Source organism: Blautia sp. MCC269, from assembly GCF_018785655.1.
In the GTDB taxonomy this organism is placed as follows: Bacteria; Bacillota; Clostridia; order Lachnospirales; family Lachnospiraceae; genus Blautia_A.
The window spans coordinates 166,685-191,713 of record NZ_WQQE01000025.1; the positions used below are offsets into that span (position 1 = coordinate 166,685).

The following is a 25,029-nucleotide window of genomic DNA, read 5'->3' on the forward strand; positions in this document are numbered from 1 at the left end:
ATGGCTGGAATAGGTGTAAAACTGACAAACATATATAAAAAGAATACGCTGACAACAGATATCATAGGAGTTGGATACAGTATGGTCGTTACCATTGCACCAATGCTTGTTGTGATCGGTGCACTTGTACTTATGGAATACTTTCTGGATTTTTCCTCTGTAGCTTATATTACAAGGGAACTGTTTTCCTGTACAGTGCTGTATATTTTTATTTTCTCATTGCTGACAGCATCACCGTTTAACTCTGTACTGTCAAAATATATGTCGGATGTGATCTATGAAGAGAAATATGAGGATATCCTGCCCTGCTATTATGTGGGAATGTTCATGAATATTCTTCTCAGTTCTGTGTTGGGAATTATATTCTGTGTTCGCGAGGTGATCGTGGGAAAGGTAGATATCATTTATGTTTTTACAGGATACTGCGGATATATAGCACTTGTCCTGGTGTTTTATTCCATGCTGTATCTGTCTATCTGTAAGGATTACAAAAAAATCTCGTTTTTCTTTGCAGCAGGCATGACAGTTACTTTCTTTCTGTCATTGCTTCTTGTAAAAATATTTCACTGGAGTATCACCTACGGAATGCTGTTTTCACTGGCTGTCGGGTTCTGGTTGATCGCCTGTATGGAAATGTCTGTGGTGCGAAGCTATTTCAGGGAAAACAGCGGAAAGTACAGAGAGGTTCTGGGATATTTCAGAGAATACTGGCCGCTGGTTGTAACGAATTTTCTGTATACACTGGGACTTTATATTCATAATTTTGTTTTCTGGACAACAGATCTTCACATGATTGTGGTGAAATCCTTTGTATGTGTAACAACGTATGATATGGCAACCTGTCTTGCGATGTTTACAAATATTTCTGCAAGTGTTATCTTTATCAGCAGAGTGGAAATGTATTTTCACGACAGATACAAGGCATATTCGGAGGCAGTTATCGGCGGAAGAGGAGCGGATATCGCCATTACGAAAAAAAGGATGTTCCGTACTCTTTCAGAAGAGCTGATGAGCCTTGCAAGAGTCCAGTTTATTATTACGCTGGTGATCTTTCTGATCTGTATGATCTTTCTTCCTCAGCTAGGTTTCGGAGGAATGATCCTGAGAATCTATCCGTGTCTGGCAGCAGGATATTTTATTCTGTTTCTCATGTATGCAGAAATTATTTTTATGCATTATTTTAATGATATGAAAGGCTGTGTGCTGACAGGACTGGCATTCTGCCTGATCACGATGGCAGGAAGTATGATTTCCACACATTTTTCGGAGATCTGGTATGGTGCAGGACTTGTTGCAGGAAGTTTCGCAGGATGGACAGTAGCCTATATGAGGCTTCAGTGGATGGAAAAACATCTGGATTTTCATATATTCTGCAACGGACATCTGCTGAAAAAGAAAAAAGGAGACTGCCCATCGCCAAAAGTATTTGACAGATATGAGCAGTAGGGAAGGAACGAAAGAATGGCTTCAGGAGATATACTTAGATTATTTGTAATTGCGGCAGGAGCATATATGCTTGTAAAAGCAGTACTGTCACTTGCAAAAAGAAAAATGACAGAACCATTTTGCCTTGCATGGGTATTATTATCTGCGCTGATGATTCTTTCCGGTGTGCTTTTGAATCCGTCTCAGCTGGACCGGTACATAAGCACAAGAGGACTGATCCTGATCATCATCGTTGTATCAGGAATTTTATGGGGACTGTGGTTTATAAGCACCCAGGTATCCCTTCTGAAAAGACGGAATCAGGAAATGGCCATGCAGATATCACTTTTAAACAACGACTGTGAGAAAATACTTAAAGAGCTGGAGAAAATGAAAAAAGAAAAATGAAAAAAGTATTGTTTGTCATCAACACTCTTGGAGGTGCCGGAGCAGAAAGAGCACTTCTGGAGCTGCTGAAAAGATTTTCGCCGGAGCAGTATCAGACTGATCTTTATGTACTGCTTGAACAGGGCGAACTGATCAGTCAGGTGCCGGAGTATGTAAATATCCTGAACAGAGATTATACAGCAGAATCGGTTCTTACAAGAGAGGGAAAAAAGAAACTGAATAAAAAGGTCTTCAGGCGGCTGTTTACCAGAGGAGCTTTGTTTAAAAATATTCCGTATCTGATAAAAAATACCTCAGCTATGCTGAAACAAAAGAAAATTCATGCAGACAAGCTTCTGTGGCGTGTTATGTCAGACAGCGGAATGCACCTGGATAAGGAGTATGATATGGCAATCGCTTATCTGGAAGGCGGTTCCACATATTTTGTCCATGATCATGTGATGGCAAAGCAGAAGTTCACATTTTTGCATGTGGACTATTCGTATGCAGGCTACAGCAGAAAACTGGATAAAAGCTGCTATCTGGATTTTGACAGGGTCTTTACGGTGTCCGGTGAAGTAAAAGAAAGCTTTGAAAAAATATATCCCGAGTGTGCAGACAGAACCTTTATTTTCCACAATCTGATCGACAGGAAGGAAATCATAAGAAAAGCAGAACTTCCAGGTGGTTTTGAGGATACATATAACGGAAAAAGGATACTGACTGTAGGAAGATTAACTGTTCAGAAAGCTTATGAAACAGCTATTGGCGCAATGAAACTTCTGAAAGATCAGGGCGTAAATGTGCGCTGGTATGTGTTGGGAGAAGGCGCGCTGAAAGAACAGCTTCAGCAGAAAATAGACAGTCTTGGGCTTACCGGAGATTTTATCCTGCTGGGAGCAGAGGAAAATCCCTATCCCTATTATAAGCAGTGTGATCTGTATGTGCATGCTACCCGTTTTGAAGGAAAAAGCATTGCAGTACAGGAAGCACAGGTTCTTGGCTGTGCGATCCTTGTGTCGGACTGCAGCGGAAACCGGGAACAGGTAAGTGATGGAATAGACGGATCCTTGTGTCAGCTGTCAGCGGAAGACATCAGCAGAAATATAAAAGAACTGCTGGAAGATGATGAGAAATGTATGCAGTACAGAAAAAATGCCTCTCGTCGGATCTCAGATAATCAGGAGGATGAAATGAAACTGTTTTGCTGCAGCAGGAATGACAGGAATGGAGCAGAGCGGAATACAAAAGTTCGATATATATAGCGTAAGAAAAGAGAAAGAAAGCCATGGGAAACAGAAAAGAAGTTTTGATTATTATTCCGGCGTACAATGAAGAAAAAACGATTGTTCCAGTGCTTGAAAAGCTGGAACAGCCGGAAATCGCGCAGATCGCAGATGTACTGGTTATGAATGATGCATCCTCAGATGCAACCAATCATGTAACAAAAAAGAGAAAACATGATGTTGTGACTCATGTATTTAATCTTGGATATGGAAGTGGCCTGCAGCTTGGATATAAGTATGCAGTGCGAAAGGATTACTGTTATGTGATACAGATGGATGCAGACGGACAGCATGATGTATGCAATATTCCGAAAATCTATGAGACATTGCAGACCAGAGATGAGAACGGTGAGCTTCCGGATATTGTTCTGGGTTCAAGATTTATGGAAGGAAGCACAGATTTCCCGGTATCTCCGGCGAAAAAAATTGCATTTGCGTGGTTTCGGACAATGCTGAAACTGGGAACAGGAAGAAGCATTTCTGATCCGACTACAGGCCTGCAGGGGCTGAGCTGGAGAACTTTTCTTTTTTATTCCAAATATGATAACTTTGATGACAAATATCCAGACGCAAATATGCTGATGCAGATGCTGCTTCTGGGATTCCGGGTCAGGGAAATTCCGGCAGTGATGCACATGAGAACAGAAGGAATCAGCATGCATTCCGGGCTGAAGCCAATACTCTATATGTTCCGCATGACTTTTTCCGTTCTGGCAGTATGGATCAGGGAAAAAATCCTCAAGATGGATGAAGGTAAGATACATGCTCTGGAAAAATATGATAAATAGAAATGGCTGGGATTTCCGTCAGGCAGAACTCGCAGAGTGTCTGGATGAACCGGAAAATCCCGGCAGAGGATGGTACGGGATCTATACTTTTATGGTTGAACAGAGTATAGATCCGGTAGAACTGAGATGGAGTCTGAGACAGGGGGAGTCGCTGGCACTGGTACTGCTTGATATCCACGCATATCGCAGTAAGCTGCTGGATGAAGATGCCCTTGGAAATATCAGGAACATTCTCAGTTTTTTTATGCAATACAAGAAGGATGTGATTCTTCGTCCTGTATATGACCGGGAAGGAAATGGACGAAGCTGCGAGCCGGATGCTTTTGAACTGGTGCTGGAGCACATGAGACAGATCGGAGAAATATTGAAAAGTATAAAACATTCGGTGTTTATTTTTCAGGGAATGCTGGTTGGCAGCTGGGGAGAGATGCACGATTCCGAATATTTATCTCCGGAACATCTTCATAAGATGTGGAGCTGTATGAGGGAGTACCTTGGAGAGGATATCTGTCTGGCTGTGCGTACGCCGTCACAGTGGAGAACCCTGAAAAGTGAAGAGGATTTTTTGCAGAAAAAATACTCCCGGCTGTCGTTGTTTGACGATGGTATCCTGGGATCTTTGACACATCTTGGAACATTCGGTACTATGACAAAAGAGGCGGCAGGATGGCGCGGTGCATGGACCAGAAAAGAAGAGCTGGATTTTATCAGCCGGCTTACAGAAAGCCTGCCCTGTGGCGGTGAGGTGACTTCCTGTACAGGAGAAGATGCCGTGAAAGTCAGAGAGGCGGATTTCATTATCAGTGAACTGAAGAACATGCATCTTGTTTATCTGGACAGTACTTACGATATGGAAGTTCTTAACCGGTGGAAACAAATAAATTATACAGGCTCCGGGACCTGGCAGGGGCGAAGCCTTTATGAATATATAGGCAGCCACCTTGGTTATCGCCTGACAGTAAAAAGTGTTCAGATGAAACGTACCTGGCGTGGAAAAGTAGAATTTACCATTGAAATTGAAAATACCGGATTTGGAAAGCTGTTTCAGGATGCGGAATTATTTCTTATGATCGAGAATGAGCATCAGCAGAAAGAAGTTCCGGTTTCTATGGATCTGCGGAAAATATTGCCGGGAACTGTTCTCTGTGGAAAAGCAGTGACAGAGCCTGCCCACGGGAAAGTTTTTCTGAGAGCCCGGAGAAGATCAGACGGGAGAAGTATTCGGTTTGTCAATAGAGGCAGTGCAGACAGCCTTTATATTGGCTGCCTGCATAAATAAACATAAATATTGAATTACTGAAGAGTAAGAGTACCAACAGGAACGGTTTTGCTTTTTTCATATCCTTTGTTGGCAAAATGGATATAGTTTTTTGTGTATGGATCTTTCATACGAAGAGAAACTGTATAAGTTCCCTTTTTAAGGGAGCGGACATCCAGGCTGAGTTTAAACTCAGAGAAATCATTACCTGCGATAGAACGGTTATCAATAGTTGTTTCAACTTTTTCTGATTTACCGGTATCTTTGCTGGTGAGAATCAGATCTGTGGTAAATTTCGTATATGCAGAGGAAAATCCGGTATTGGCAACTGTCAGATATAAAGTAGCAGTGTCATCGAGTACAGAATGAAAATCAATGGAGGACTGCTGTACAACATAACGGTAGCCCAGATGAGCACTGATGTAATCATATCCGCTGCACCCGGAAAAAACATCGGTATCTGATCCTGTGTAAGTGGAATTTTTCCATTTGTTAAGGACTGCTTCATCATGTTCCGAATTCAGATAGGACACATGCATTTGTGAGAGATCTGAGATGGCATTATCCAGATCATTGTATTCGTTGTCTACAGTAACTTCTCCACCATTAGGAACATATTGACAAAGTTTATACTGAAAAAGAAGTTCATCACTGCGGGTACCCTGTTCCTCAGGTTTGCTGCTGGATTTCAGAGGCGTGCTTCCGTAGGTGCCGAGATCATAGACAGATCCAAGCATACCGTCGTTAAACAGACTTAATCTGGATGCGAGTGTGCCACTGTAAGCTTCTGAACTTGAAAGTGGCGTACTGGTACGGAGAATACCTCTTAACTGTGCCGGAGTGCGGACTGCCAGATAAATTTCCCGGGAGATATCATTGTCAAGTTCTTCTATGATCTGACGTATTTGATTGAGATCTCCATAATTGGAATTATTCATCTCGCCATTATTTCCTGTAAATGTTCCCTGCAGGATATATACACAGTCAGAATGTTTGTTGACAACAGTGGAAAGCCGTGAAATATGTTTTTTGATCTGCGGAAGGCTGGATGGTTCTGCAGATAAAGCCTTTCCATCCCAGTCATAGAGAAAACGGAGGATCACCTGCTTTTTGGCCTGTGTACATACAGTCAGCATTTTATCCAGCTGAGTAAGAGCATTTGTGCTGATATCAGAATCTGAATAATTTTTCAGATTGATTTCCAGAAGCATCAGTGGGTAAGGATTTGAGGTGCAGTTTTCTTGGCACCAGTTTGCAGCTGTTTTTGGCTTTTCCTTATCTGAAAGAATGTATCCGCCCATTTGATAAAAACCGCGGTAAGGATTATCTAGATTCTGGGAAGATTCTTCGCTTGAGGAAGGTGTATATTCAATTTTCAGATATCTGGAAGAGATTAAATGATGGAGGATAAGCGCAGCCAATGTAAAACAAAATATAAAAAAAAGACTATGCAGGATTATCGGTAATTTTTTTTTCATGGATAATTGCTCCTTTAAAAAATATCTATACATGCAATTATGAATTAACTATAATGTATTATAACCAAAAAGAAAGGATAAGTGAAGATTGAAACAGAAATCCAGGACCGAATACTCTGTCATGAATACGTCAGTAGCCTTTATTGCACAGGTGACAGCAATTCTTATGGGCTTTTTTACAAGGGTCGTTTTTACGAGAACGCTCAGTGAAGGTTATGTGGGAATCAATGGTCTGTTTACAGATATATTAAATATATTATCATTATCAGAACTTGGAGTAGGAACTGCAATTACATATGCTCTTTACGGCCCAATTGCCAGAAATGATATCAAAAAACAGCAGATCCTGATGCGGATGTTCCGTACTTTTTACAGAATGACAGCAGGTTTTGTTCTGGTGGCGGGACTGTGCCTGATTCCGTTTCTGGATATTCTGATGAAGGACAGGCCGGATGTGGATCATCTGATCATGATCTATATTCTGTATCTTACGAATTCAGTTGTGTCTTATTTGCTGATTTACAAGAAGACATTGGTGGATGCTCACCAGATGAATTATATTACTGTGATGTATCATAATGGATTTCTTGTATTGCAGGATATCTGTCAGATCGTTGTATTGCTTCTGACCGGGAACTTTATCCTGTTTCTTATTGTTGCGGTTGTGTGTACGATAAGTGGAAATATTTGTATGTCCAGAAAAGCGGACAAACTTTTTCCTTACATGAAGGAGCCTTGTAAGGATAAACTTCCGCAAAATGAATATCACGATATCTTCCGGAATGTAAAAGCAATGTTGATGCATAAGATCGGAAATGTGGTTGTAAATAATACCGATAATCTTCTGATATCCAGTTTTGTAGGGGTTGTTACAGCCGGTATTTATTCCAATTATTTTCTGATTATTGGCTCTGTTCGGCAGATATTGGAACAGGTCATGCAAGGAGTTGCTGCAAGTGTGGGAAATCTTGGAGTAACAGAGGAAACAGAGAAAATTGGACATATTTTTGATAGATTATTTTTTATTGGATATTGGCTGGCTGGGTTAGCTGGAATTTGTCTATTAGAATTGCTGAATCCTTTTGTGGAGTTGGCTTTTGGAAAAAGATATTTGTTTCCGAGAGAAATTGTGCTGATACTTTGTATCAATTTTTTTATCAATGGAATGAGACAGGCAGTTCTGATTTTCAAGGAATCTATGGGACTATTTTGGTATGATCGTTATAAGGCAATAGCTGAAGCTATGCTGAATCTAGTGATTTCTATTTTATTGGTAATGCATTTTGGAGTAGTTGGTGTGTTTGTGGGAACATTCTGCAGTACAATGCTTACTTCCGTCTGGGTAGAGCCTTATGTAATTTATAAATACAGATTTAAAAAATCTGTATCCAAATTTTTGGTAAAATATACTGGATATGTGGGAACAATGGCAGCGGTGTGGGGAATTACAGAATATTGCTGCAGATTTGTTTACGGACAGACAATTTATATGTTGGTGTCGAAGCTGCTGATCTGTTTAACAGTACCCAACATCCTGTTATGGTTTGTATATAGAAATACTGTGGAATGGAGAGAATTATGGAACTTACTGAAAAGAATTATAAAGAAGACTTTTGTGCAAAAAAGATTTCAGTGATTATACCCATATACAATGCTGAGAAGTATATAAAAAAAACTTTGAACAGTATTATAGAGCAAAGTTACCAAAATTGGGAAATTATTATAATAGAGAATGGGTCGGAGGATAAGAGTCCGGATATTATTCGGGAATATGAAAAGAAATATCCGGAAATCCGCATGATCAAGGGACCTGGAAAAGGTCCCGGACCTGCGAGAAACAGAGGATTGAAACTGGCAAAAGGTGATTATATTGTGTTTGCGGATGCAGATGATTATCTTCCGGATACAGAAATATTCCGTAAATATATAAGTATTGCTGAACCTACAGGGGCAGATATTGTAGTAAGTAATTATGCAAGATTATGGGAGGATAAGATTCTTCCGGCATCGAAACATGAGTCATTTGCATTGTGCAGTCCTTTATCAGAGGAATTCAGGTTTCGGGGATTCTTTTCTGTGGGAACACTTTCGTATGTATGGGGAAAGCTTTACAGAAGTGAATTTCTGAAGAAGAATCAGATTATTTTTACAGAGATTTCTTATGCGGAAGATAAATTATTCAATATGCAGTGCTATATCTGCAATCCAAAGTATGTTTTTCTGGAAGATGTAGGATATGTCTATAGAAAAAATGACGTATCAGTTTCCTGGCAGTATCGTTCGGATTCCACAGAGAACTGGTTTAAGATAGCATATGCGCTGAAGGGATGGATTGAGAAGAAGAATAAAGATCCTGTGGAATATATATCACTTACCAGATATTTGATTTTTTTTGCTACATTTTTTGATGCTAAAATGGAATATATGCAGCACAAAAAAAGATTAAGAGCAATCCATAAAATACTGAAAGAATATGGTGATCATCCAGTGGGAAAGAAAGTTTTTTGTGAACTGGCAGATAGAAAACGGCCGCTTCAGATCAATCAGTGGATGTGGAAGGCTATGATACGGATTTTTTCTTTTGGAATGAAATCAAAATGGTACCTGCTGATGTCTGTGGGTGTTAAAATTTTGATTACGCAGAAAGTAGATGAAAGACTTTCTGATACCGGGATCAGGGAATAGGTAATACAAAAACAGTGACTCCCACTCAGGAATCGCTGTTTTCAAAAATTTTGACAAGTTTTGTTTTCTGGTTGCTTTTTTTGAAGTTACAAAGTGTCTGCAGGAAGGTTGTATTCCGTACTTTGTAGGTGTTGCGGATGAAGCAGACGAAAGTGATCACCCAGAGTACCGGCCAGAGGATCGGGAAGTGGCTGGCTTTTGGGAAGCGGACTTTCATCTGGACATGACCTTCACGGAAATAGGTAAACAGGTTGACTTTCTGGTAGGAGCTGCTTCCCACCAGAGTCTGTGAAACATCGGTTCCCATGTCACCGTCTTTCAGGATCTGTGTGATAAAATCCTGACAGTCAGAGGTATCGTAGTGGGTCTGGGGATCTATGGAATCCGGGAGGCCGAGATATATCCGGCAGCTTTCCAGAATGATCTCATAGAGATGGCTGATCCGCGATTCCCTGCACCATGTATGTATCTGGTCAAAATCAATTTCGGATTCATGACATTTCAGATAAAAAGTGAAATCGCAGAGAAGCCGGATTCCGAATCCGCTGTACAGATAGTGTTTCAGCATGTGATGGATCATGTAAAAAACGTATTCTGTTGGCGGCAGGACTGTATAGCTGTATCCATGGATCATCTGAGATGATTTCTTCAGCTGTGTCGGTGAATAAACGAGATCTACGATCTCATTGGTTCGGCTGTACTGGTACTGTCCGACAACTCTGTAATGAAGCTCCAGGATAAAACGGCGTCCGGTTTTTGGAAATGTATAATAGTAAGTTACATGATGATCACTGAGCTCGTCCTGGAGAATGTATCCGTTGGATTCCAGAACAGTCTGTGCCTGAGAAAGTATTTCCGGTTCGGCCAGATAAAGGTCAAGATCTCCCAGCTTGCGATACTCCGGGACAGGATAGCAGTCGGCAAGACTTAAACCCTTCAGAAGGTAGCAGTCAATATGGTTCTCTCTCAGGAGAGATACGGTAGTCCGGGTAAAATGTTCGATCTGATAGTAATTCAGCATCATTTCTTTTACCTGGTGCTTCATGGAAGGATAAACAGAAGCTGATCTGAGACAGGGAAGCACGAAGGGAACGGTACAGTGCTCCTGTGCCAGGTTCGCCAGAGCCGGAAACTGCTCCGGTGTGACAGAAACAGGATCGTTGGAATCTGTGCAGATATTTTTTATTATGTTCAGATAAGTTTGGTATATTTGCTTCATGTTGATCTCCTGAAAAGGTATAAAATAATAGTAAGTATATCATGAATATATTTGGAAATAAAGGGGAGGAAAAAATGAAAAAGACAGAAGGATATATTGTAAAAGAACTGGAAGATGAGTATATTGTGCTTCCGGTGGGAGAAAGAACAGAGGAAGTCAATGAGGTGATCTCCTTAAGCGAAACAGCAGGATTTATTTATATCCATGCAGATCAGGCAGAAGATATTGAAGGACTGGCGCAGATGGTTGGAAACGAATATGGGATAGAAGCATCCGAGGTTTACGAGGATGTGAAAAATGTGGTAAAAACTTTCCGGGAAAAAGGAATTCTTCTGTGAGCCTAAGAGTTTGGATTTCGGCAGATCCGGCGAAAAAATGCAGTTAAACGAAAACAGAAAGGACGAACCGGCAGCATCAGAAGCCACACAGAGGACAGAAAACGATAAAAAGGATTCTGTGCGGAAATCTCCCGTCCATTGCGTACAAAAACTACAAGTTTTCCGATAATCTGATCAGAACGAAGAGGGCCTTCAATTTCCCACTGATTATCACCAACCATAAAAAATCCCTCTTCTGTGATCTTATCGATGCGGTGGAGCACAAGGATACTCCGGTCACGGCGGTAAAGAACTACATCATTTCTGCGGCAGTCTGTGGAAGATGTCTGCTGGATCAGGGCTTCATCCCGGCCGGGAATAAAAAGAGGGTACATGCTGTAGCCCTGTGGTTTGATGCGGATGATATTTCCGTCACGGAGAAGCTGTTCCAGATCGATTTTCGGTGATGTTTGGGATGTATTGTTCATGGTGATCGTCCTTAAATTTGGTATAATATTGGTGTGTTTGGTTGTACCCGGCAAGTTATCTGCTCAATGAAGAGAATTTTGTCTGCCTGGCTAGTGCGTATTATAGCATTCCTGTAAATAAAGAACAACAATAACTGACAGAAACGTGTCAGAAACAGCACGATATTTTTTATAAGAATACTTGACTTTCAAGGGCCTGATAGATATTATAAAAGAAAAGATGAAATAGATAAATTACTGGCTTTTGATGGCATAAGAGAGGAAAATAAAATATGAAAATGTATAAAAAACCGATAGTAACTGTTGATGAGGGACTGGCAGAAGGTGTATATGCGGCAAGCGGTGCAAAGGGTACACTGAATGTAACATATCATGGTGTATGGGATCGTTGGGGAACTAATGGCGGTAAAGGCCTTGCGATGGCAGAATGGTCTGGTATTGACGGAACAATCACACTGAATATTACGTTTAATGATACGGTAGATCAGGCAGAGACAGACGATGCATCTGTACAGCCTTCCTGGTCAGGAAAGACAGCGACATTTACATTCGCAAGTACAGCAAGTAATCCACTGACGATCGGAATTCATCTGAATCACGGAACAAGTATTGATGATCTGAAGATGACTGGATTTACATATTCTGTGAACTAACTGCATCTGCGAATCAGTTATTCGGTGCAGAGCTATGTATCGAATGCGGATGATTTTATTTACTTGACACGAATGCTGAAAGATTGGATTTATGAATATTCAGTGAGGTGGAAGGTGAATATCTGTTTTATTTGATAGTGTAAGATGTGGGGGGAGATTAACGTGAAGGTATACGAGAAACCGGTGGTTTCTGTTGATGCAGGAATGGCTGAGGGTGTGTATGCGGCTAGTGGATGCCTTGTAGGTCGAATTGGCGATGAAGAGTTACGAAGGCGACATTAGTTTCTGTTACAGATACAGGATATACTTCATAATCCACATTACAGACTAATTAGATCAAGATTAATTCAAATATAAAAAATCCCCCACAGAAACAGGCAACCATTTCTGTGGGGGATTTTTTTAATACATTTGACAAGTTAATGATTAAAAATCAGGCCGATTATATCGCAGATCAGAACTCCTTCACCATCTTCTGAATCTCCCCATCCCCAAGCACCTCGCATCTTTTATCCCGTATTGCATAAACCCGCGTACAGATATTTAAGACTGTGGGCCGATGAGTTGTCACGATACAGGTTCGGGGGTAAGTATCCTGCATGATATTCCTAAGAACTTTACGTTCTGTGGCTACATCCAGCGCGGAAGTTGCTTCATCCAGCAGAAGGATCGGAGATTTTCTGAGGAGTGCCCTGGCAATGGAAAGTCTCTGGGCCTGGCCCTCTGAGAAACCGCCGCCCCGTTCTTTAATGACGCTTTCGATTCCATCCGGAAGCTTTTCCACGAAATCCCATGCACAGGCCAGTTTCAGTGCCTCGATAATTTCTTCATCTGTGGCATCCTGCTTCACATTTCGCATATTTTCAGCAATCGTTCCCGAAAACATGGTGTTTCCCTGAGGCACATAGGAAAACAGCTTTCTGGTAGACGGTGACATATCCAGCATATTCGAGTGATTTTTGCCCGCGCAGACATGGAAAGAACCGGTCTGTGGCGTCAGAAGGGACAAAATCAGACGCAGCATAGTTGTCTTACCTTCGCCGGAAGGCCCAACCAGGGCAACGATCTCATGAGGATAAGCCTCCATGGAAGCGTTGGCAAAAACAGAAGTTCCGTTATGATAAGTATAGCTGAGATCCTGCATATTCAGACCGATTCCCTTCTCCCGATACTGCTTTTCGAAGCTTCGGACAGAGGAATCCTGGCTGTAATCCTCCTGGGGCATTTCCACGATATCCATCAGTCGGCCGGCAGAGATCGTCAGCGAGATCGCAGAAGGAATCAGGCTGACCAGGGAATTCACTGCACTTGTCAGCGTGCCGGAAAGAGAAAGAAACATGGTCATGGTTCCGTAACTGATCGCATTGCTCCACACACGGTAAATTCCCCAGCCATAACAGCTGTACGATACGATAAAACCGATAATGGACATAAGGACAGAGGTCAGGATGGACATTTTCTGGAAATCCAGCCTCATATCGATATAATCTTTCTGAAGAGATTTCAGTTTGTCCGTGTAAAAATGGATCAGGTCAAAAGCTTTGATGGTCTGGATATTGGAAAAAGCCTCCTGGTTAAATCCGTAGAGCTTTGCATTCATGGCAGCACTTCTCTGGTTATTATCCCGCATACGCCGAAGAAGCGGTCTGGAAAGCAGTGCGCTGAACGGTATTCCAAGCAGTGCGAACAACGCAAAGGTAGGATCATAGTAAAGTACGATTGCGAGAGCACTGATAAAACGGAACGTATAAATGATCAGGTTTGGTATCCAGTTCAGGATTCCGCTGGAAATATTGGAAGCATCGGAGCTCCACCGTGTCACCAGATCGCCGGTATGGTAATCCGTAAGAGATTCCCAGTCAGTCACCAGCATTTTGGAAAAAATATCGTTTTTGATCTCTGAATCCACCTTTAAATTAATAAATGTGGAGGCATATCCGGAAGCCTGTGAAACCAGGATATTGGCTACGGAAAAACCGATCATTGCAGCAAAAGTACTCAGAAGTTTTCCGGTCTGGTGGCCGGTGATGATATCGACCAGATCTTTGGAGATCAGGCTGGAGATCAGGGAAACGCCGGTTCCGGTAATTCCAAGCAAAGTATAGAGGATCATAGCTTTCCAGTAACGTTTGCCGTACTGATAGATCCATAAGGTCTGTTTCCATATTTTTTTCAAGGTGCCCTGTTTCAGATGCTTCCAGACCAGAAATATTTTATCTTTCATTGCAGCTCCTCCGCAGGTCAATGGCGTTCTTCATAGTATAGGCAGCAGAAGGATTTTTTGTGCACAGAAAATGGAGCACTGGCACACAGTCCGCGATTTTTTCTGCAAAGGACAGGTTCCTGGTAAGCTGAATTTCTTTCCAGGCAGGAGAAATCATACGCTGCATAACCCGGAGGATTTTTTCCGAAGGAGGTAATTTTTCCAGCCGGTCTGTCTGCGAGTCACGCCCCAGGAGCACGATCCCTCCGAGCTCATATCGTTCTGTAGTAAAAATCTCCGAGGTTCCGCACCAGGGAATTCCGTAAACAGTGATATGACCGTCTTCGAATCCCAGAAGATTCAGATCCCCGTTCAGATACGGCGTGTCAAAAAGCTCATGCCATAAAGCTGTATGAGTTGATTTTCCCATTCCCGAATGCCCGGAAAAAAGCCAGGCCTTATCATGGTAAAGAATGGATGCGGAATGAATGGCAAAGAGCCCGTTTTTCTGCGCAATAAAAAGAAAAAACAGGCGTATTGCGTGAAACAGGTTGTCTGTATTAAGCTCAGTTGCCTGGGCATGGCAGTGGATCCGCACATAGGAACCATCCTTGAGCATGTGAGCTTCGTAAATATTCTGCATCTGAGGAAAAAGAACAACGTAGCGGTCAGAATTTTCGAAGATAGTCATTTCGGAATTCTGCAGAAGAACCTGCTCATAACAGCGGCTGGCCGGAGGTGCAGTGACCAGCTCAAGTATCTGATCTGGTTCCGCAGAAAACTTTTTATAAAAGGGCTCGAAACATTTGGAAAACAGTTCCCGGGGACCATATAGCTTCACTGTGATCCCGGCAATGACCATAGAGCCGGAAGGTTCTTTGGAAATCGGATGGAGATCTTCTGTGATCATTCCCAGGCCTGTAAGCTGTGTAAGAAAATCCATCACATCACTGCGCAGTTCAGGGAAAAAAGATTCATCCAGTTGATAAACCCTGGCAAGCAGTTTTACCAGCTCCTCTGGTTCTGCTCCTTCATTGTGCTGCAGAATATTCCATAAAAATGAGCTGGTCTCATTGAGGATAAAGCTTTTTTTCTGGTCTGCGATCTGCTGTCCATATGGCAGCAGGTAACAGGTATCTTTGATTTTCCGGAGGGTATATCCGGGTTGACATCTGAACATAATAAAAAGGTTTCCTTTCTCTTTCTGAAAGTCAAAGTTTTCAAAACAGATTATAACACAAAAATCAGTAAAATCTCTCGATGAGTTGAAAATAGACATTGTAAAAATTCTGTGACTCATTTATAATGAGTAACAGATTCTAAAGATGTTATAAAAAACAGGAGGAAAGCCTTGAAAAGAGAATTAGTTATTGTCATTGATTTTGGCGGTCAGTACAATCAGCTGGTTGCAAGACGTGTCAGAGAATGCAATGTATATTGCGAAATCTATTCTTACAAGACAGATCTTGAGAAGATTAAAGCGATGAATCCGAAGGGAATCATCCTTACCGGCGGACCAAACAGCTGCTATGAGGCAGATTCACCGACTTACCAGAAGGAATTATTTGAGCTTGGTATTCCGGTACTTGGACTTTGCTATGGAGCACAGCTTATGATGCATGTCCTTGGCGGAAAAGTTGAGAAGGCAGATGTCAGCGAATATGGTAAGACAGAGCTTCTCATCGATAAGAAAGATTCCAGGATCTTCAAAAATGTATCCGACAAAACAATCTGCTGGATGAGCCATACAGACTATATTTCCCAGACTGCACCGGGATTTGAGATCGCTGCACATACTGCAGACTGTCCGGTAGCAACTGCACAGAATGAAGAGAAGAAACTGTATGCGATCCAGTTCCATCCGGAAGTACTGCACACAGTAGAAGGAAAGACAATGCTGTCCAACTTCGTACTTGGTGTCTGCGAATGTGCCGGAGACTGGAAGATGGATGCCTTTGTTGAACACACGATCAAAGAGATCCGCGAGAAAGTCGGTGATGGAAAAGTTCTCCTTGCCCTGTCAGGTGGTGTAGATTCCTCCGTGGCAGCAGGACTTCTTTCCAGAGCGATCGGCAAGCAGCTTACCTGCGTATTTGTAGATCATGGCCTTCTTCGTAAGGATGAAGGTGATGAGGTTGAAGGTGTATTCGGACCGAATGGTCAGTTTGACCTGAACTTTATCCGCGTGAACGCACAGCAGAGATACTACGACAAGCTTGCCGGTGTTACAGAGCCTGAAGCGAAGCGTAAGATCATCGGTGAGGAATTTATCCGTATCTTCGAGGAAGAAGCCAAGAAGATCGGTGCTGTAGATTTCCTTGCACAGGGAACCATTTATCCGGACGTTGTAGAGAGCGGTCTCGGCGGAGAATCCGCAGTGATCAAATCCCATCACAACGTAGGAGGTCTTCCGGATTTCGTTGATTTCAAAGAAATCATTGAGCCGCTTCGTGACCTGTTCAAAGATGAGGTCCGTAAAGCTGGCCTTGAGCTTGGAATTCCGGAAAGACTGGTATTCCGTCAGCCATTCCCGGGTCCGGGACTTGGAATCCGTATCATCGGTGAAGTCACCGAAGAAAAAGTACACATCGTACAGGATGCAGACTACATCTACCGTGAAGAAGTCGACAATGCAGCCGCCGACTACAAAAAAGAACACGGAGAAGACCCATCCTGGATGCCAAACCAGTACTTCGCAGCCCTGACAAATATGCGAAGCGTAGGCGTAATGGGAGACTTCAGAACTTACGATTATGCAGTAGCACTCCGCGCAGTTAAGACCATTGACTTCATGACTGCCGAGTCCGCTGAGATTCCTTATGCAGTACTTAATAAGGTGATGAACCGTATTATCAATGAAGTTAAGGGCGTAAACCGCGTATTCTATGATCTTACAAGTAAGCCGCCTGGAACGATTGAGTTTGAATAATCCACACAATCATAAAATTCCAGTATTTATGCGGGTTACAAGCAAATTTGCTTAGTGCTTGGCAACAAAATGGCAACATTTTGTGATTATTCAAGAGATAAAAATTTTATTTCATAACGTATATAAAGAAACCTTACTGATTTTCAGAAGTAAAAAACTGAATATCGGTAAGGTTTTCTTTTTTTCTTAATTTTCTTTTTTAGTCAATTCTTTTACGAGGTAATCACTCAATTCCTGAGAGGGTACCTTGGCACGTTTCTGGTAAGTATCCAGTTCCGGGTACTTATATCTCCATTTATCATATTCTTCCTTGCTGATTTCAACGTTTTCCAGTTTGTCAGCTTGTTCCATCCATGCACGAAGCATTTCATCGACAGATGAGCCGGGAGCCGATATGGAAGAGTCAAGGCAAAGATGAGGCTGTCCATCTACATTTTTTACCTTCAGCCCATACATATCTTCCAGTGCAAATAGTGTATGCATCAGACCTATGCGAGTATCAATATCTGGAACTGTTAAGGCATGAGTATTGATATCAAAGATCTGAGACATTTGTTTTACAAGATCAATCTTAGGAACTCTGGCTTCAGATTCATACTGAGCCATGCGGACATCTGAGGTTTTTTCTTTGAATCCCAGTTGTTCTCCGAGTTGTTTTTGTGTCATGCCTTTGCGGTTGCGAAAATATTTGATACGTTGTCCGATTGCCATTTTTGTTTGCCTCCTTATAGTGGTCATTCGTGTTGCCATAATTAATTGTGATAGAAAATAAAACAATTCTGTTTAGGTTCAGTATAGCATGAGCAATTTCGGATAGCAAGAAGAACTTAAACAAAAGAATTTAATATTCGCATGAAATCGCTTGACTTAAATTAAAATGTTTAGTATCATGCAAATGTAGTAACTTAAACAAAATGCGTTAATGTAGGAAGGAGAGATGAGATGTGACGAACAGAACTTTTATGACAGTAGAAGAAGTTGCAGCGGAACTGGGAGTTTCCAAGTCTTATGCTTATAAGATTGTCAAACAATTAAATGATGAATTACAGAAGCTGGGTTATCTTACGGTAGCTGGCAGAGTAAACACCAATTATTTCCGCAAAAAAGTATGTTACAGCGAAGTGTAAGAGAGAGGAGAATTTGTATGAGTATTTACAAAGATAATGTCACTGGGAAGTGGCGAGTGGTTTATCGGTATACCGACTGGACAGGGAAAACGAAACAGACTTCAAAACGAGGATTTCCTACGAAGCGAGAAGCGCAGATGTGGGAACACGAACAAATGTTAAAGCATGATGCAAAACTGGATATGACTTTCGCAAGTTTTTATGAAATCTATGTAGAAGATAAAAAGGAACGAATCCGGGATAACACATGGGGAACTAAGAATAATATTGCCAGAACAAAAATTCTTCCATACTTTGGGGAGAGAAAGATTGCAGAAATTGAACCAAAAGATGTGATTGCATGGCAGAATCATTTGCTTGCATTTAAGAGAGCGAATGGAAAAGGGTATTCTGCTTCATATCTGCGGAAAATCCACAGCCAGTTAAGTGCCATTTTCAATCATGCGGTTGATTTTTATCATTTGCCTTCTAATCCGGCACAGAAAGCTGGAAATATAGCAATAGAGGAATATAAGGAAATGTTGTTCTGGACGAAAGAAGAGTATTTGAAATTTGCAGATGTGATGATGGATAAACCAGTTTCTTACTACGCTTTTGAAATGCTTTACTGGTGTGGTATCCGTGAAGGAGAGTTGCTTGCCCTGACACCAGCGGATTTTGACTTTACAACGCATACACTACGAATTAACAAATCATATCAAAGATTAAACCGGGAAGATGTGATTACCCCACCAAAGACATTTAAAAGTAACAGATTTATCAAGATGCCACAATTTATATGTGATGAGATGCAGGATTATATGGAAATGCTTTACGGTCTGAAGGAAGACGAAAGAATTTTCACAATTTCCAAATCTTATCTGCATCATGAAATGAACAGAGGATCAAAAGTATCTGGTGTGAAACGAATTCGAGTGCATGATTTGAGACATTCCCATGTATCGTTATTGATCAATATGGGATTTACGGTATTAGCAATCGCAGACCGAATGGGACATGAGAGCATTGATATCACTTACCGATATGCACATCTGTTTCCAAGTGAGCAGACACAGATGGCAGAACAGCTGGATATTGAAAGGATGGAAAAATCAAATGGAGAAGAATCTGGACAGTAAAGGAAGATGGAGAAACAAAATCGTAGCATTCCGGGTATCACCAGAAGAAGCAGAGCAGATTGATGCATGTGTCCGATTGTCAGGACTTAGCAAGCAGGACTATATCACAAAACGATTAACTAATCGAGAAATTGTGGTACAAGGAAATCCAAGAGTGTATAAAGCATTGCGAAATCAGATGGCAGAGATTTATGAAGAATTGAAACGTCTGGAAAAATGCGGTGAGGAAAACGAAGAGTTGCTGAGTACCCTGAAATTGGTCGCAGAGACATTGTATGGATTGAAAGGGGATAATGAATGACAGAAAAAGAAAAAATGACTGCTCCGATTGCATCTGTTGGCGCAGATGTGGAACAGTCATCAAGTAATAAATTAACCAACCAAAGTATAGCAGATTTGCCCGGTAAGGGCAATCTGCAAGCCACAAATAATGCGGAAAATATAGCAAAATCAGCAAATAAAAAGAATCCAGATGATCTGGAAACAGTTTCCATGATGGAATTATATGATACTGCATATCCACCAAAATTGCCGATTGTAGATGGACTTCTGTATAACGGAACTTATCTGTTTGTTGGTTCGCCGAAAATTGGAAAATCATTCTTTATGGCACAGATCGGGTATCACATCAGTAAAGGACTTCCATTGTGGGGCTTTTCAGTCAGACAGGGAACGGTTCTCTATCTGGCACTGGAAGATGATTATGCAAGATTACAAAAGCGATTATCACAGATGTTTGGAATGGAAGGCAGTGAGAATTTTTATTTCGCTACAAAATCAAAATCGCTCAATGACGGACTGGAAAGGCAGCTTGTAACATTTGTGACGGAGCATAAAGACGCAAGACTGATTATCATTGATACTCTTCAGAAAGTGCGTGAGGTTGGTGGAGATAAATTCAGTTATGCCAGTGATTATGAGATTGTAACGAAGCTGAAAGCATTCAGTGATAAATATGGTATCTGTTTTCTGGTTGTGCATCATACAAGGAAAATGGAATCTTCAGATAGTTTTGATATGATTTCTGGCACGAATGGATTGCTTGGAGCTGCGGATGGAGCATTCGTCATGCAGAAAGAAAAACGGACAGATAATAAGGCAGTTCTGGAAGTGGCAGGGCGTGACCAGCAGGATCAGAAACTGTGGTTGAACTTTAATCGGGAGAGATGTGTATGGGAACTTACCAAGACAGAAACAGAACTTTGGAAAGAACCAGAAGATCCAGTGTTGGAAAAAATCAAAGAACTTGTAACAGAAACTACGCCAGAGTGGGCAGGAACAGCAACAGAGCTTGTGGAAGTATTGCAGGTGGAAATGCAGCCGAACGCATTATCACGAAAATTAAATGTCAGCTTGGAACGATTGATTCTGGAATATGGAATCCAGTATAAAGCGGAACGAGGACATGATGGAAGAAAGATCAGATTAGCCTTTGTTGGAAAACAAGCGTGACGATATGTGACGGTTGTGACGGTATTTTATATAGTGTGTCGGTAGTGAAAATATCGTCACTATCGTCACGACCGTCACGGAAAGGAGAAACATGGAAAGAAAGTCACAGGTGCAGATACCAAAAGATTTATTACTGGCATTGTTCCAGTACCATCTTGCCGGGAATGAGGAATATCTGCCGGAGATAGAAAAAGCATTGATGGAAAAATTAGACAGTATGGTAAAACGTCAGTTATATACAACATTCAAAACAGCACCAACCGAGGAAGAACGGGAAAAGGCAAGACAAGAGTATTTGGATAAGTGTGGAATGCATGAGAACTTTCGTTGGTAAAGATTCTGCTTGATGACCTTATGACAGGAGCGTGCCACGCACCTGTAAATAGCAGACAAAGAGAAGGTTTGTAAGGTGTAGCCGGTAGTTGATTGGCGAAGAAAAAACTTTTCAAAAGGGGGCCCTGATTCAGGGCGTCCCTGCGGAAATGATAAATGAAGGGAGAATGACACCATGAGAGAAGGAAGATTAGGTTACAACAGTTATAACAAAAGATATGGATTATTGTCATCCGACTTATGGATTGATCCAGGATTTCACTGCAGAGAATGTCTGGAAGTTCTAGTTGATGATCAGTGGGTAAAGACACGAATGGAAATGAATCTGGCGAGAGAATGGTATTTGGTGGGAACACCGTATTGTGGAGATCTGGAGTATGTACGGGCAAGGATACGGGAATAAAGCAGACAGGAAGAGTAATAGTCGGTTTGTTGTTAGTGAAAAAATAAGCCCGGATATGGGCAGAAAAAGAGGGCGGATACGCCCAAAATGAAAAGCGAAAGCAAGTTGTGGTAGATGTAAGAAGCATCTCACAAAGCCCTCGGCGTTTGAGAGCGAAATACACCCATCGCACAAACTTCGTTTATGCTCTGTGTATTTCGCCCTTGCAGGGGGCTATTATAGCCGGAAACGGCAGTAAGTTCGTAAACGGATGCCGATGCATCCACTCACAAATGATATGGCAGAATTTATTTTGCCGAAGACAAGGAGGGAGTGCCTATCGGAAGAAATTCATTTATTCAAATGACAAAACTAAGCAATGTAAAAGGCAGAATCACTTATATATCCAGTCACGCAAAACAGGAAAATCTTTATGCAGTTTATGAAACCATAGAACGGAAATTCTGGCGGGAACTTGCAAAATGTAATCAGGAAGAATTTGCAAAAAGTGGAACAGAAGGAAAATGTATTGAGGCAAGAGAACTGATCATTGCTTTGCCAGAGAGTTTTACAGAATATCAGCCGGATAGATTGCTACAGCTTTTTACAAATCATTTTAAACAGAATTATGGAACAGAGTGTATTGCTGCTTTGCACCACAATAAAAGAAAGACCAATTATCACATTCATTTGATATTTGCAGAACGGAAACTACTGGATGAACCAATCATTAAGATTGCCGGCAGAAATATGTTTTATGATGAAAATGGAAAACATGTCCGAACCAAGAAAGAGATATTAGGAGAAGATGGCGAGATCCGAGAAGGCTGCAGTATTGTGAAGAAAGGAGAAGTCTATGAGAAGAAGCTGTTTACTGCGAAAGATGAACGCTTCAAGTGCAATTCATTTCTGGATGAGGTAAAGCATTCTTATACAGATTTAATCAATATTTATGTGCAGGACGAGAAACAGAAACTACAGGTATTTGAGCGTGGCAGTGTTTATCTTGCAACAAAGAAAATCGGAAAAAATAATCCGAAGGCACAGGAAATAGAAGCGGATAATCAAAAACGCCGGGAATGGAACAGAGCTGTTGATATGGCATTGATTAGTGGAGTGCCGGAACCGAAGATAATGGAAGTGAAGCGGAAAGAAATCACGGAGCCAATCAGGGAATCAATTGCCCGGCGTGGAAACAGACCACGATTATTTTCCAGAGTTGTAACAGTGGCTGTTGAGGCATTGGAGTTTTTGATAGCAAGTGTGCTTTTTAAGAAACCCAGGGAAGTGCCAAAACAGACAGAGCAAACGGAAGCAGAACACCCAGAGCATGTTGCTGAAAATAGCACGGCAGCAGTCAAGACAACAAAAGAAGAAAAGGCAGAACCGGAACAACCTAAAATGACGAGGCTTGCAGCAAAGTATCCGAAACTATTTAAAGTGAATAAAGAACTGGAAGATCAAAACGGTGCAATTCAACAGAAACAAAAACAGCTTTCTGCAAAGAAGAAAGAACTGTCAGAAGTTACGGGATGGTTTAAAGGAAGAAAGAAAAAAGAATTGCAGAAAGAAATTGATGAACTGAAAAGCCAGATCAGAGATATGAAAGATTACCTTCCGAGGATTGTGCAGAAGATCGGTTATAGAAGTGTACAGGATTTTTTAAAAGATTTTAAGGTTTCTCAAACTGAGTATAGCGAGTATCGAACTGCAATAGCAAAATGGAAGAAAGAAACTGGCAAAGAGCCAGTAGCACATGGTATTAGAGCAAAGCTGGCAGAAAAGAAACAAGAAATACAGAATGAACAGAAAAATAAACAGCATACCCGTAGTCAGAACAAAGATCGGGGAGCAAGATAGGAGGACAATCATGGAGAAACACATTATGGGAGAAAATGGAATCAGCTATACTTTAGGAGAGGACGGTCTGTATTATCCAGATCTGTATCTTCCGGAAGAGACAGAGTATCCGATTGGAAAGTATGGAATGTTGAGAAAGTCATATTTGCAGGAACATCGGAAGGGATTATATCTGGAGCTGGTATTTGCCGGGAAGTTAAATAAACATTTGCATCAGATTGATGAAGAGTGTAATCAGATGATGGACAGACTGGTAGAGCAGATGAAAGAAAAGCAGGGAGTGACGGAAGAACTGAAGATGCAGGATCAGATGGCATGGGTTGGGAGAATGAATAATATCCGGGCATGTGCGGAGGAGATTATATTGAAGAAAATCGTATATAGATAAATGGAAAAGGTGGTTATAGTTGCCACCTTTTTTAACTGTAGGTGGAGCATATTTGTGAAAATAGGATGGAGCAATTCTCACAATTATGATAAAATTTGAATAGAACTATGTCTGCTTTGGATATAATTCATGAGCTTATAAAGAATGTGAAGATTGGAATTATGAGAAATATGGAAAAGAAAAAAATGACGCAAGAAGACATTATGAAATTATTAGACTCTTGCTATGAAAAATGTTTAAATGGAATACCGATGGTCAGTCCCGGTGTTGAAGATATGGCAAATGATTATTTGTCAAAGCACGAGACAAAGGAAAAAGCTTGTAGGGATATGCTGAAAAATCAAATTGCCAAATGTACAACATCAGGAGTTGTAACAGGACTTGGTGGCTTTATAACAATGCCAGTTGCGATACCAGCGAATATTGGAAGTGTAATTTATGTACAAATGCGGATGATAGCTTGTACAGCATATATGGCTGATTATGATTTGAATAGTGATCAGACACAAACCTTTGTATATGCTTGTCTTGCAGGAGTTGCAGTGAATAGTTTGTTAAAACAGGCAGGAATCAAATTTGGCGTAAAATTTGCAAATGGTGTTATAAAAAAGATACCGGGAAAGGTCTTGACGAAGATTAATCAGAAGGTTGGTTTCAGATTTATTACGAAATTTGGGTCAAAAGGAATTGTAAATCTTGGAAAGATGTTACCAGGAGTAGGTGCTATTGTAGGTGGCGGACTGGATTTAGTGGAAACGAAGGTTATCGCAGATCGTGCATACAAATGGTTTATGACAGGAGATTTTTCTGTAAAAGGTGAGAGTAACGACGATGTTATAGATATAGATAAATATAATGATATTATAGTATAAATATTGGAAAAATTAAAAAGAAAACAGAAGAGGAGAATGAATTATGGATGTATCGTCAACAATATTTCAACCAATATTTGAAGGTGTAAAGCAATATGTTGTACCGTTGTTTCAAAGATCATATAGCTGGGGGAAGAAAGAGTGGATGATTTTATGGACGGATATAAAGGAACTATATGATTCAGAAAATCCAAGACAACATTTTATGGGATCATTGGTTACAATTCCAGCAAAATCTGTGCCGGAAGGTGTTGCAAAGTTTTCATTGATAGATGGACAACAGAGAATTACAACATTATATCTATAAATGAGCAAATATCGAATTTTGCACAAACTTATCCCACAAACTTAAAAGCTTCTTCGAATGAGGCGCTGCTTTTT

The 25,029-nt window shown here is 41.1% G+C and carries 26 protein-coding genes; 20 read left to right on the plus strand and 6 right to left on the minus strand.

Annotated features, from left to right (window positions below; genetic code table 11):
• The 5 genes from pelG to GPK88_RS09460 are packed head-to-tail and all read left to right on the plus strand — an operon-like array spanning position 1 to position 5,165.
• Positions 1-1,446, plus strand: coding sequence for an exopolysaccharide Pel transporter PelG (gene pelG, locus GPK88_RS09440; RefSeq protein WP_215707731.1), 1,446 nt, complete (start codon positions 1-3; stop codon positions 1,444-1,446).
• Positions 1,447-1,461: 15 nt separating this feature from the next.
• Positions 1,462-1,833: a hypothetical protein gene (locus GPK88_RS09445; protein WP_173762255.1), complete on the plus strand. Its 372-nt coding sequence runs from the start codon at positions 1,462-1,464 to the stop codon at positions 1,831-1,833.
• Entirely contained in the window at positions 1,830-3,077 is a 1,248-nt protein-coding gene (locus tag GPK88_RS09450; protein WP_215707732.1) for a glycosyltransferase, read from the plus strand. Before GPK88_RS09445 ends, GPK88_RS09450 begins: the two co-directional genes overlap by 4 nt.
• Before the next feature lie 23 nt (positions 3,078-3,100).
• Positions 3,101-3,886, plus strand: a complete 786-nt coding sequence (locus GPK88_RS09455) for a glycosyltransferase family 2 protein (protein ID WP_215707733.1) — start codon at positions 3,101-3,103, stop codon at positions 3,884-3,886.
• Positions 3,876-5,165 carry a DUF4832 domain-containing protein gene (locus GPK88_RS09460; RefSeq protein WP_252197734.1) on the plus strand — a complete coding sequence of 430 codons (1,290 nt, stop codon included), beginning with the start codon at positions 3,876-3,878 and terminating at the stop codon, positions 5,163-5,165. Before GPK88_RS09455 ends, GPK88_RS09460 begins: the two co-directional genes overlap by 11 nt.
• 14 nt (positions 5,166-5,179) lie before the next feature.
• Here GPK88_RS09460 and GPK88_RS09465 read toward each other — a convergent pair whose 3' ends face one another.
• Positions 5,180-6,553, minus strand: a complete 1,374-nt coding sequence (locus GPK88_RS09465) for a DUF4832 domain-containing protein (RefSeq protein ID WP_334300487.1) — start codon at positions 6,551-6,553, stop codon at positions 5,180-5,182.
• Positions 6,554-6,743: 190 nt separating this feature from the next.
• Between GPK88_RS09465 and GPK88_RS09470 the strand changes: the two genes are divergently transcribed.
• Positions 6,744-8,258: a lipopolysaccharide biosynthesis protein gene (locus tag GPK88_RS09470; RefSeq protein WP_215707736.1), complete on the plus strand. Its 1,515-nt coding sequence runs from the start codon at positions 6,744-6,746 to the stop codon at positions 8,256-8,258.
• Positions 8,201-9,307 (plus strand): glycosyltransferase family 2 protein, encoded by a 1,107-nt coding sequence (locus GPK88_RS09475; protein ID WP_215707737.1) that lies wholly within the window; start codon positions 8,201-8,203, stop codon positions 9,305-9,307. The genes GPK88_RS09470 and GPK88_RS09475 overlap by 58 nt, the downstream gene beginning before the upstream one ends.
• A 25-nt stretch (positions 9,308-9,332) precedes the next feature.
• Here GPK88_RS09475 and GPK88_RS09480 read toward each other — a convergent pair whose 3' ends face one another.
• Positions 9,333-10,526, minus strand: coding sequence for a nucleotidyltransferase domain-containing protein (locus GPK88_RS09480; protein ID WP_215707738.1), 1,194 nt, complete (start codon positions 10,524-10,526; stop codon positions 9,333-9,335).
• 74 nt (positions 10,527-10,600) lie between these two features.
• Here GPK88_RS09480 and GPK88_RS09485 point away from each other — a divergent pair, with 74 nt between their 5' ends.
• Positions 10,601-10,864, plus strand: a complete 264-nt coding sequence (locus GPK88_RS09485; protein ID WP_215707739.1) for a PqqD family protein — start codon at positions 10,601-10,603, stop codon at positions 10,862-10,864.
• Positions 10,865-10,866: 2 nt separating this feature from the next.
• On the opposite strand, the gene GPK88_RS09490 is transcribed toward GPK88_RS09485, so the two are convergent.
• Positions 10,867-11,331, minus strand: a complete 465-nt coding sequence (locus GPK88_RS09490) for a S24/S26 family peptidase (protein ID WP_215707740.1) — start codon at positions 11,329-11,331, stop codon at positions 10,867-10,869.
• A gap of 272 nt (positions 11,332-11,603) precedes the next feature.
• On the opposite strand from GPK88_RS09490, the gene GPK88_RS09495 reads away from it, so the two are divergent.
• Positions 11,604-11,984: a hypothetical protein gene (locus tag GPK88_RS09495; RefSeq protein ID WP_215707741.1), complete on the plus strand. Its 381-nt coding sequence runs from the start codon at positions 11,604-11,606 to the stop codon at positions 11,982-11,984.
• 454 nt (positions 11,985-12,438) lie between these two features.
• Here GPK88_RS09495 and GPK88_RS09500 read toward each other — a convergent pair whose 3' ends face one another.
• Together GPK88_RS09500 and GPK88_RS09505 are read right to left on the minus strand one after the other, a co-directional pair.
• Positions 12,439-14,208, minus strand: a complete 1,770-nt coding sequence (locus tag GPK88_RS09500; protein WP_215707742.1) for a peptidase domain-containing ABC transporter — start codon at positions 14,206-14,208, stop codon at positions 12,439-12,441.
• Entirely contained in the window at positions 14,198-15,367 is a 1,170-nt protein-coding gene (locus GPK88_RS09505; protein WP_252197738.1) for a PqqD family protein, read from the minus strand. The genes GPK88_RS09500 and GPK88_RS09505 overlap by 11 nt, the downstream gene beginning before the upstream one ends.
• 171 nt (positions 15,368-15,538) lie before the next feature.
• Here GPK88_RS09505 and guaA point away from each other — a divergent pair, with 171 nt between their 5' ends.
• Complete coding sequence (guaA, locus tag GPK88_RS09510; protein WP_215707744.1) at positions 15,539-17,116, plus strand: glutamine-hydrolyzing GMP synthase; 1,578 nt, start codon at positions 15,539-15,541, stop codon at positions 17,114-17,116.
• Between the two features lie 186 nt (positions 17,117-17,302).
• On the opposite strand, the gene GPK88_RS09515 is transcribed toward guaA, so the two are convergent.
• A complete protein-coding gene (locus GPK88_RS09515) occupies positions 17,303-17,827 on the minus strand; it encodes a helix-turn-helix domain-containing protein (RefSeq protein ID WP_118595117.1) in 525 nt (174 codons plus the stop codon).
• 233 nt (positions 17,828-18,060) lie between these two features.
• On the opposite strand from GPK88_RS09515, the gene GPK88_RS09520 reads away from it, so the two are divergent.
• From GPK88_RS09520 to GPK88_RS09565, 10 genes are all read left to right on the plus strand, one after another.
• On the plus strand, positions 18,061-18,243 hold the full coding sequence (locus GPK88_RS09520; protein WP_026650251.1) for a helix-turn-helix domain-containing protein: 183 nt from the start codon (positions 18,061-18,063) through the stop codon (positions 18,241-18,243).
• 17 nt (positions 18,244-18,260) lie between these two features.
• Positions 18,261-19,361 carry a site-specific integrase gene (locus GPK88_RS09525; RefSeq protein WP_215707745.1) on the plus strand — a complete coding sequence of 367 codons (1,101 nt, stop codon included), beginning with the start codon at positions 18,261-18,263 and terminating at the stop codon, positions 19,359-19,361.
• Complete coding sequence (locus GPK88_RS09530) at positions 19,339-19,662, plus strand: plasmid mobilization protein (RefSeq protein WP_118595539.1); 324 nt, start codon at positions 19,339-19,341, stop codon at positions 19,660-19,662. The genes GPK88_RS09525 and GPK88_RS09530 overlap by 23 nt, the downstream gene beginning before the upstream one ends.
• Positions 19,659-20,813 (plus strand): AAA family ATPase, encoded by a 1,155-nt coding sequence (locus tag GPK88_RS09535; protein WP_118595538.1) that lies wholly within the window; start codon positions 19,659-19,661, stop codon positions 20,811-20,813. Before GPK88_RS09530 ends, GPK88_RS09535 begins: the two co-directional genes overlap by 4 nt.
• 91 nt (positions 20,814-20,904) lie before the next feature.
• Positions 20,905-21,147, plus strand: a complete 243-nt coding sequence (locus tag GPK88_RS09540) for a hypothetical protein (protein ID WP_055284201.1) — start codon at positions 20,905-20,907, stop codon at positions 21,145-21,147.
• 174 nt (positions 21,148-21,321) lie between these two features.
• Positions 21,322-21,549, plus strand: coding sequence for a DUF5348 domain-containing protein (locus tag GPK88_RS09545; protein WP_118595537.1), 228 nt, complete (start codon positions 21,322-21,324; stop codon positions 21,547-21,549).
• A gap of 342 nt (positions 21,550-21,891) precedes the next feature.
• Positions 21,892-23,388 carry a coiled-coil domain-containing protein gene (locus GPK88_RS09550; RefSeq protein ID WP_199669512.1) on the plus strand — a complete coding sequence of 499 codons (1,497 nt, stop codon included), beginning with the start codon at positions 21,892-21,894 and terminating at the stop codon, positions 23,386-23,388.
• 10 nt (positions 23,389-23,398) lie between these two features.
• Entirely contained in the window at positions 23,399-23,776 is a 378-nt protein-coding gene (locus GPK88_RS09555; protein WP_118595536.1) for a TnpV protein, read from the plus strand.
• 170 nt (positions 23,777-23,946) lie between these two features.
• Positions 23,947-24,648, plus strand: coding sequence for an EcsC family protein (locus tag GPK88_RS09560; RefSeq protein ID WP_215632456.1), 702 nt, complete (start codon positions 23,947-23,949; stop codon positions 24,646-24,648).
• A gap of 43 nt (positions 24,649-24,691) precedes the next feature.
• On the plus strand, positions 24,692-24,955 hold the full coding sequence (locus GPK88_RS09565) for a DUF262 domain-containing protein (protein ID WP_215707746.1): 264 nt from the start codon (positions 24,692-24,694) through the stop codon (positions 24,953-24,955).
• The last annotated feature ends 74 nt before the right edge of the window (positions 24,956-25,029 follow it).

Coding starts and splice junctions, on each gene's coding strand:
- GPK88_RS09555 (WP_118595536.1), top strand. CDS start 23,399: ATGGAGAAACACATTATGGGAGAAAATGGAATCAGCTATACTTTAGGA.
- GPK88_RS09550 (WP_199669512.1), top strand. CDS start 21,892: ATGACAAAACTAAGCAATGTAAAAGGCAGAATCACTTATATATCCAGT.
- GPK88_RS09455 (WP_215707733.1), top strand. CDS start 3,101: ATGGGAAACAGAAAAGAAGTTTTGATTATTATTCCGGCGTACAATGAA.
- GPK88_RS09475 (WP_215707737.1), top strand. CDS start 8,201: ATGGAACTTACTGAAAAGAATTATAAAGAAGACTTTTGTGCAAAAAAG.
- GPK88_RS09565 (WP_215707746.1), top strand. CDS start 24,692: ATGGATGTATCGTCAACAATATTTCAACCAATATTTGAAGGTGTAAAG.
- GPK88_RS09505 (WP_252197738.1), bottom strand. CDS start 15,367: ATGTTCAGATGTCAACCCGGATATACCCTCCGGAAAATCAAAGATACC.
- GPK88_RS09500 (WP_215707742.1), bottom strand. CDS start 14,208: ATGAAAGATAAAATATTTCTGGTCTGGAAGCATCTGAAACAGGGCACC.
- GPK88_RS09525 (WP_215707745.1), top strand. CDS start 18,261: ATGAGTATTTACAAAGATAATGTCACTGGGAAGTGGCGAGTGGTTTAT.
- GPK88_RS09490 (WP_215707740.1), bottom strand. CDS start 11,331: ATGAACAATACATCCCAAACATCACCGAAAATCGATCTGGAACAGCTT.
- GPK88_RS09560 (WP_215632456.1), top strand. CDS start 23,947: ATGGAAAAGAAAAAAATGACGCAAGAAGACATTATGAAATTATTAGAC.
- GPK88_RS09460 (WP_252197734.1), top strand. CDS start 3,876: ATGATAAATAGAAATGGCTGGGATTTCCGTCAGGCAGAACTCGCAGAG.
- GPK88_RS09480 (WP_215707738.1), bottom strand. CDS start 10,526: ATGAAGCAAATATACCAAACTTATCTGAACATAATAAAAAATATCTGC.
- GPK88_RS09445 (WP_173762255.1), top strand. CDS start 1,462: ATGGCTTCAGGAGATATACTTAGATTATTTGTAATTGCGGCAGGAGCA.
- GPK88_RS09450 (WP_215707732.1), top strand. CDS start 1,830: ATGAAAAAAGTATTGTTTGTCATCAACACTCTTGGAGGTGCCGGAGCA.
- GPK88_RS09530 (WP_118595539.1), top strand. CDS start 19,339: ATGGAGAAGAATCTGGACAGTAAAGGAAGATGGAGAAACAAAATCGTA.
- GPK88_RS09470 (WP_215707736.1), top strand. CDS start 6,744: ATGAATACGTCAGTAGCCTTTATTGCACAGGTGACAGCAATTCTTATG.
- GPK88_RS09535 (WP_118595538.1), top strand. CDS start 19,659: ATGACAGAAAAAGAAAAAATGACTGCTCCGATTGCATCTGTTGGCGCA.
- GPK88_RS09485 (WP_215707739.1), top strand. CDS start 10,601: ATGAAAAAGACAGAAGGATATATTGTAAAAGAACTGGAAGATGAGTAT.
- GPK88_RS09515 (WP_118595117.1), bottom strand. CDS start 17,827: ATGGCAATCGGACAACGTATCAAATATTTTCGCAACCGCAAAGGCATG.
- GPK88_RS09545 (WP_118595537.1), top strand. CDS start 21,322: ATGAGAGAAGGAAGATTAGGTTACAACAGTTATAACAAAAGATATGGA.
- GPK88_RS09495 (WP_215707741.1), top strand. CDS start 11,604: ATGAAAATGTATAAAAAACCGATAGTAACTGTTGATGAGGGACTGGCA.
- pelG (WP_215707731.1), top strand. CDS start 1: ATGGCTGGAATAGGTGTAAAACTGACAAACATATATAAAAAGAATACG.
- GPK88_RS09540 (WP_055284201.1), top strand. CDS start 20,905: ATGGAAAGAAAGTCACAGGTGCAGATACCAAAAGATTTATTACTGGCA.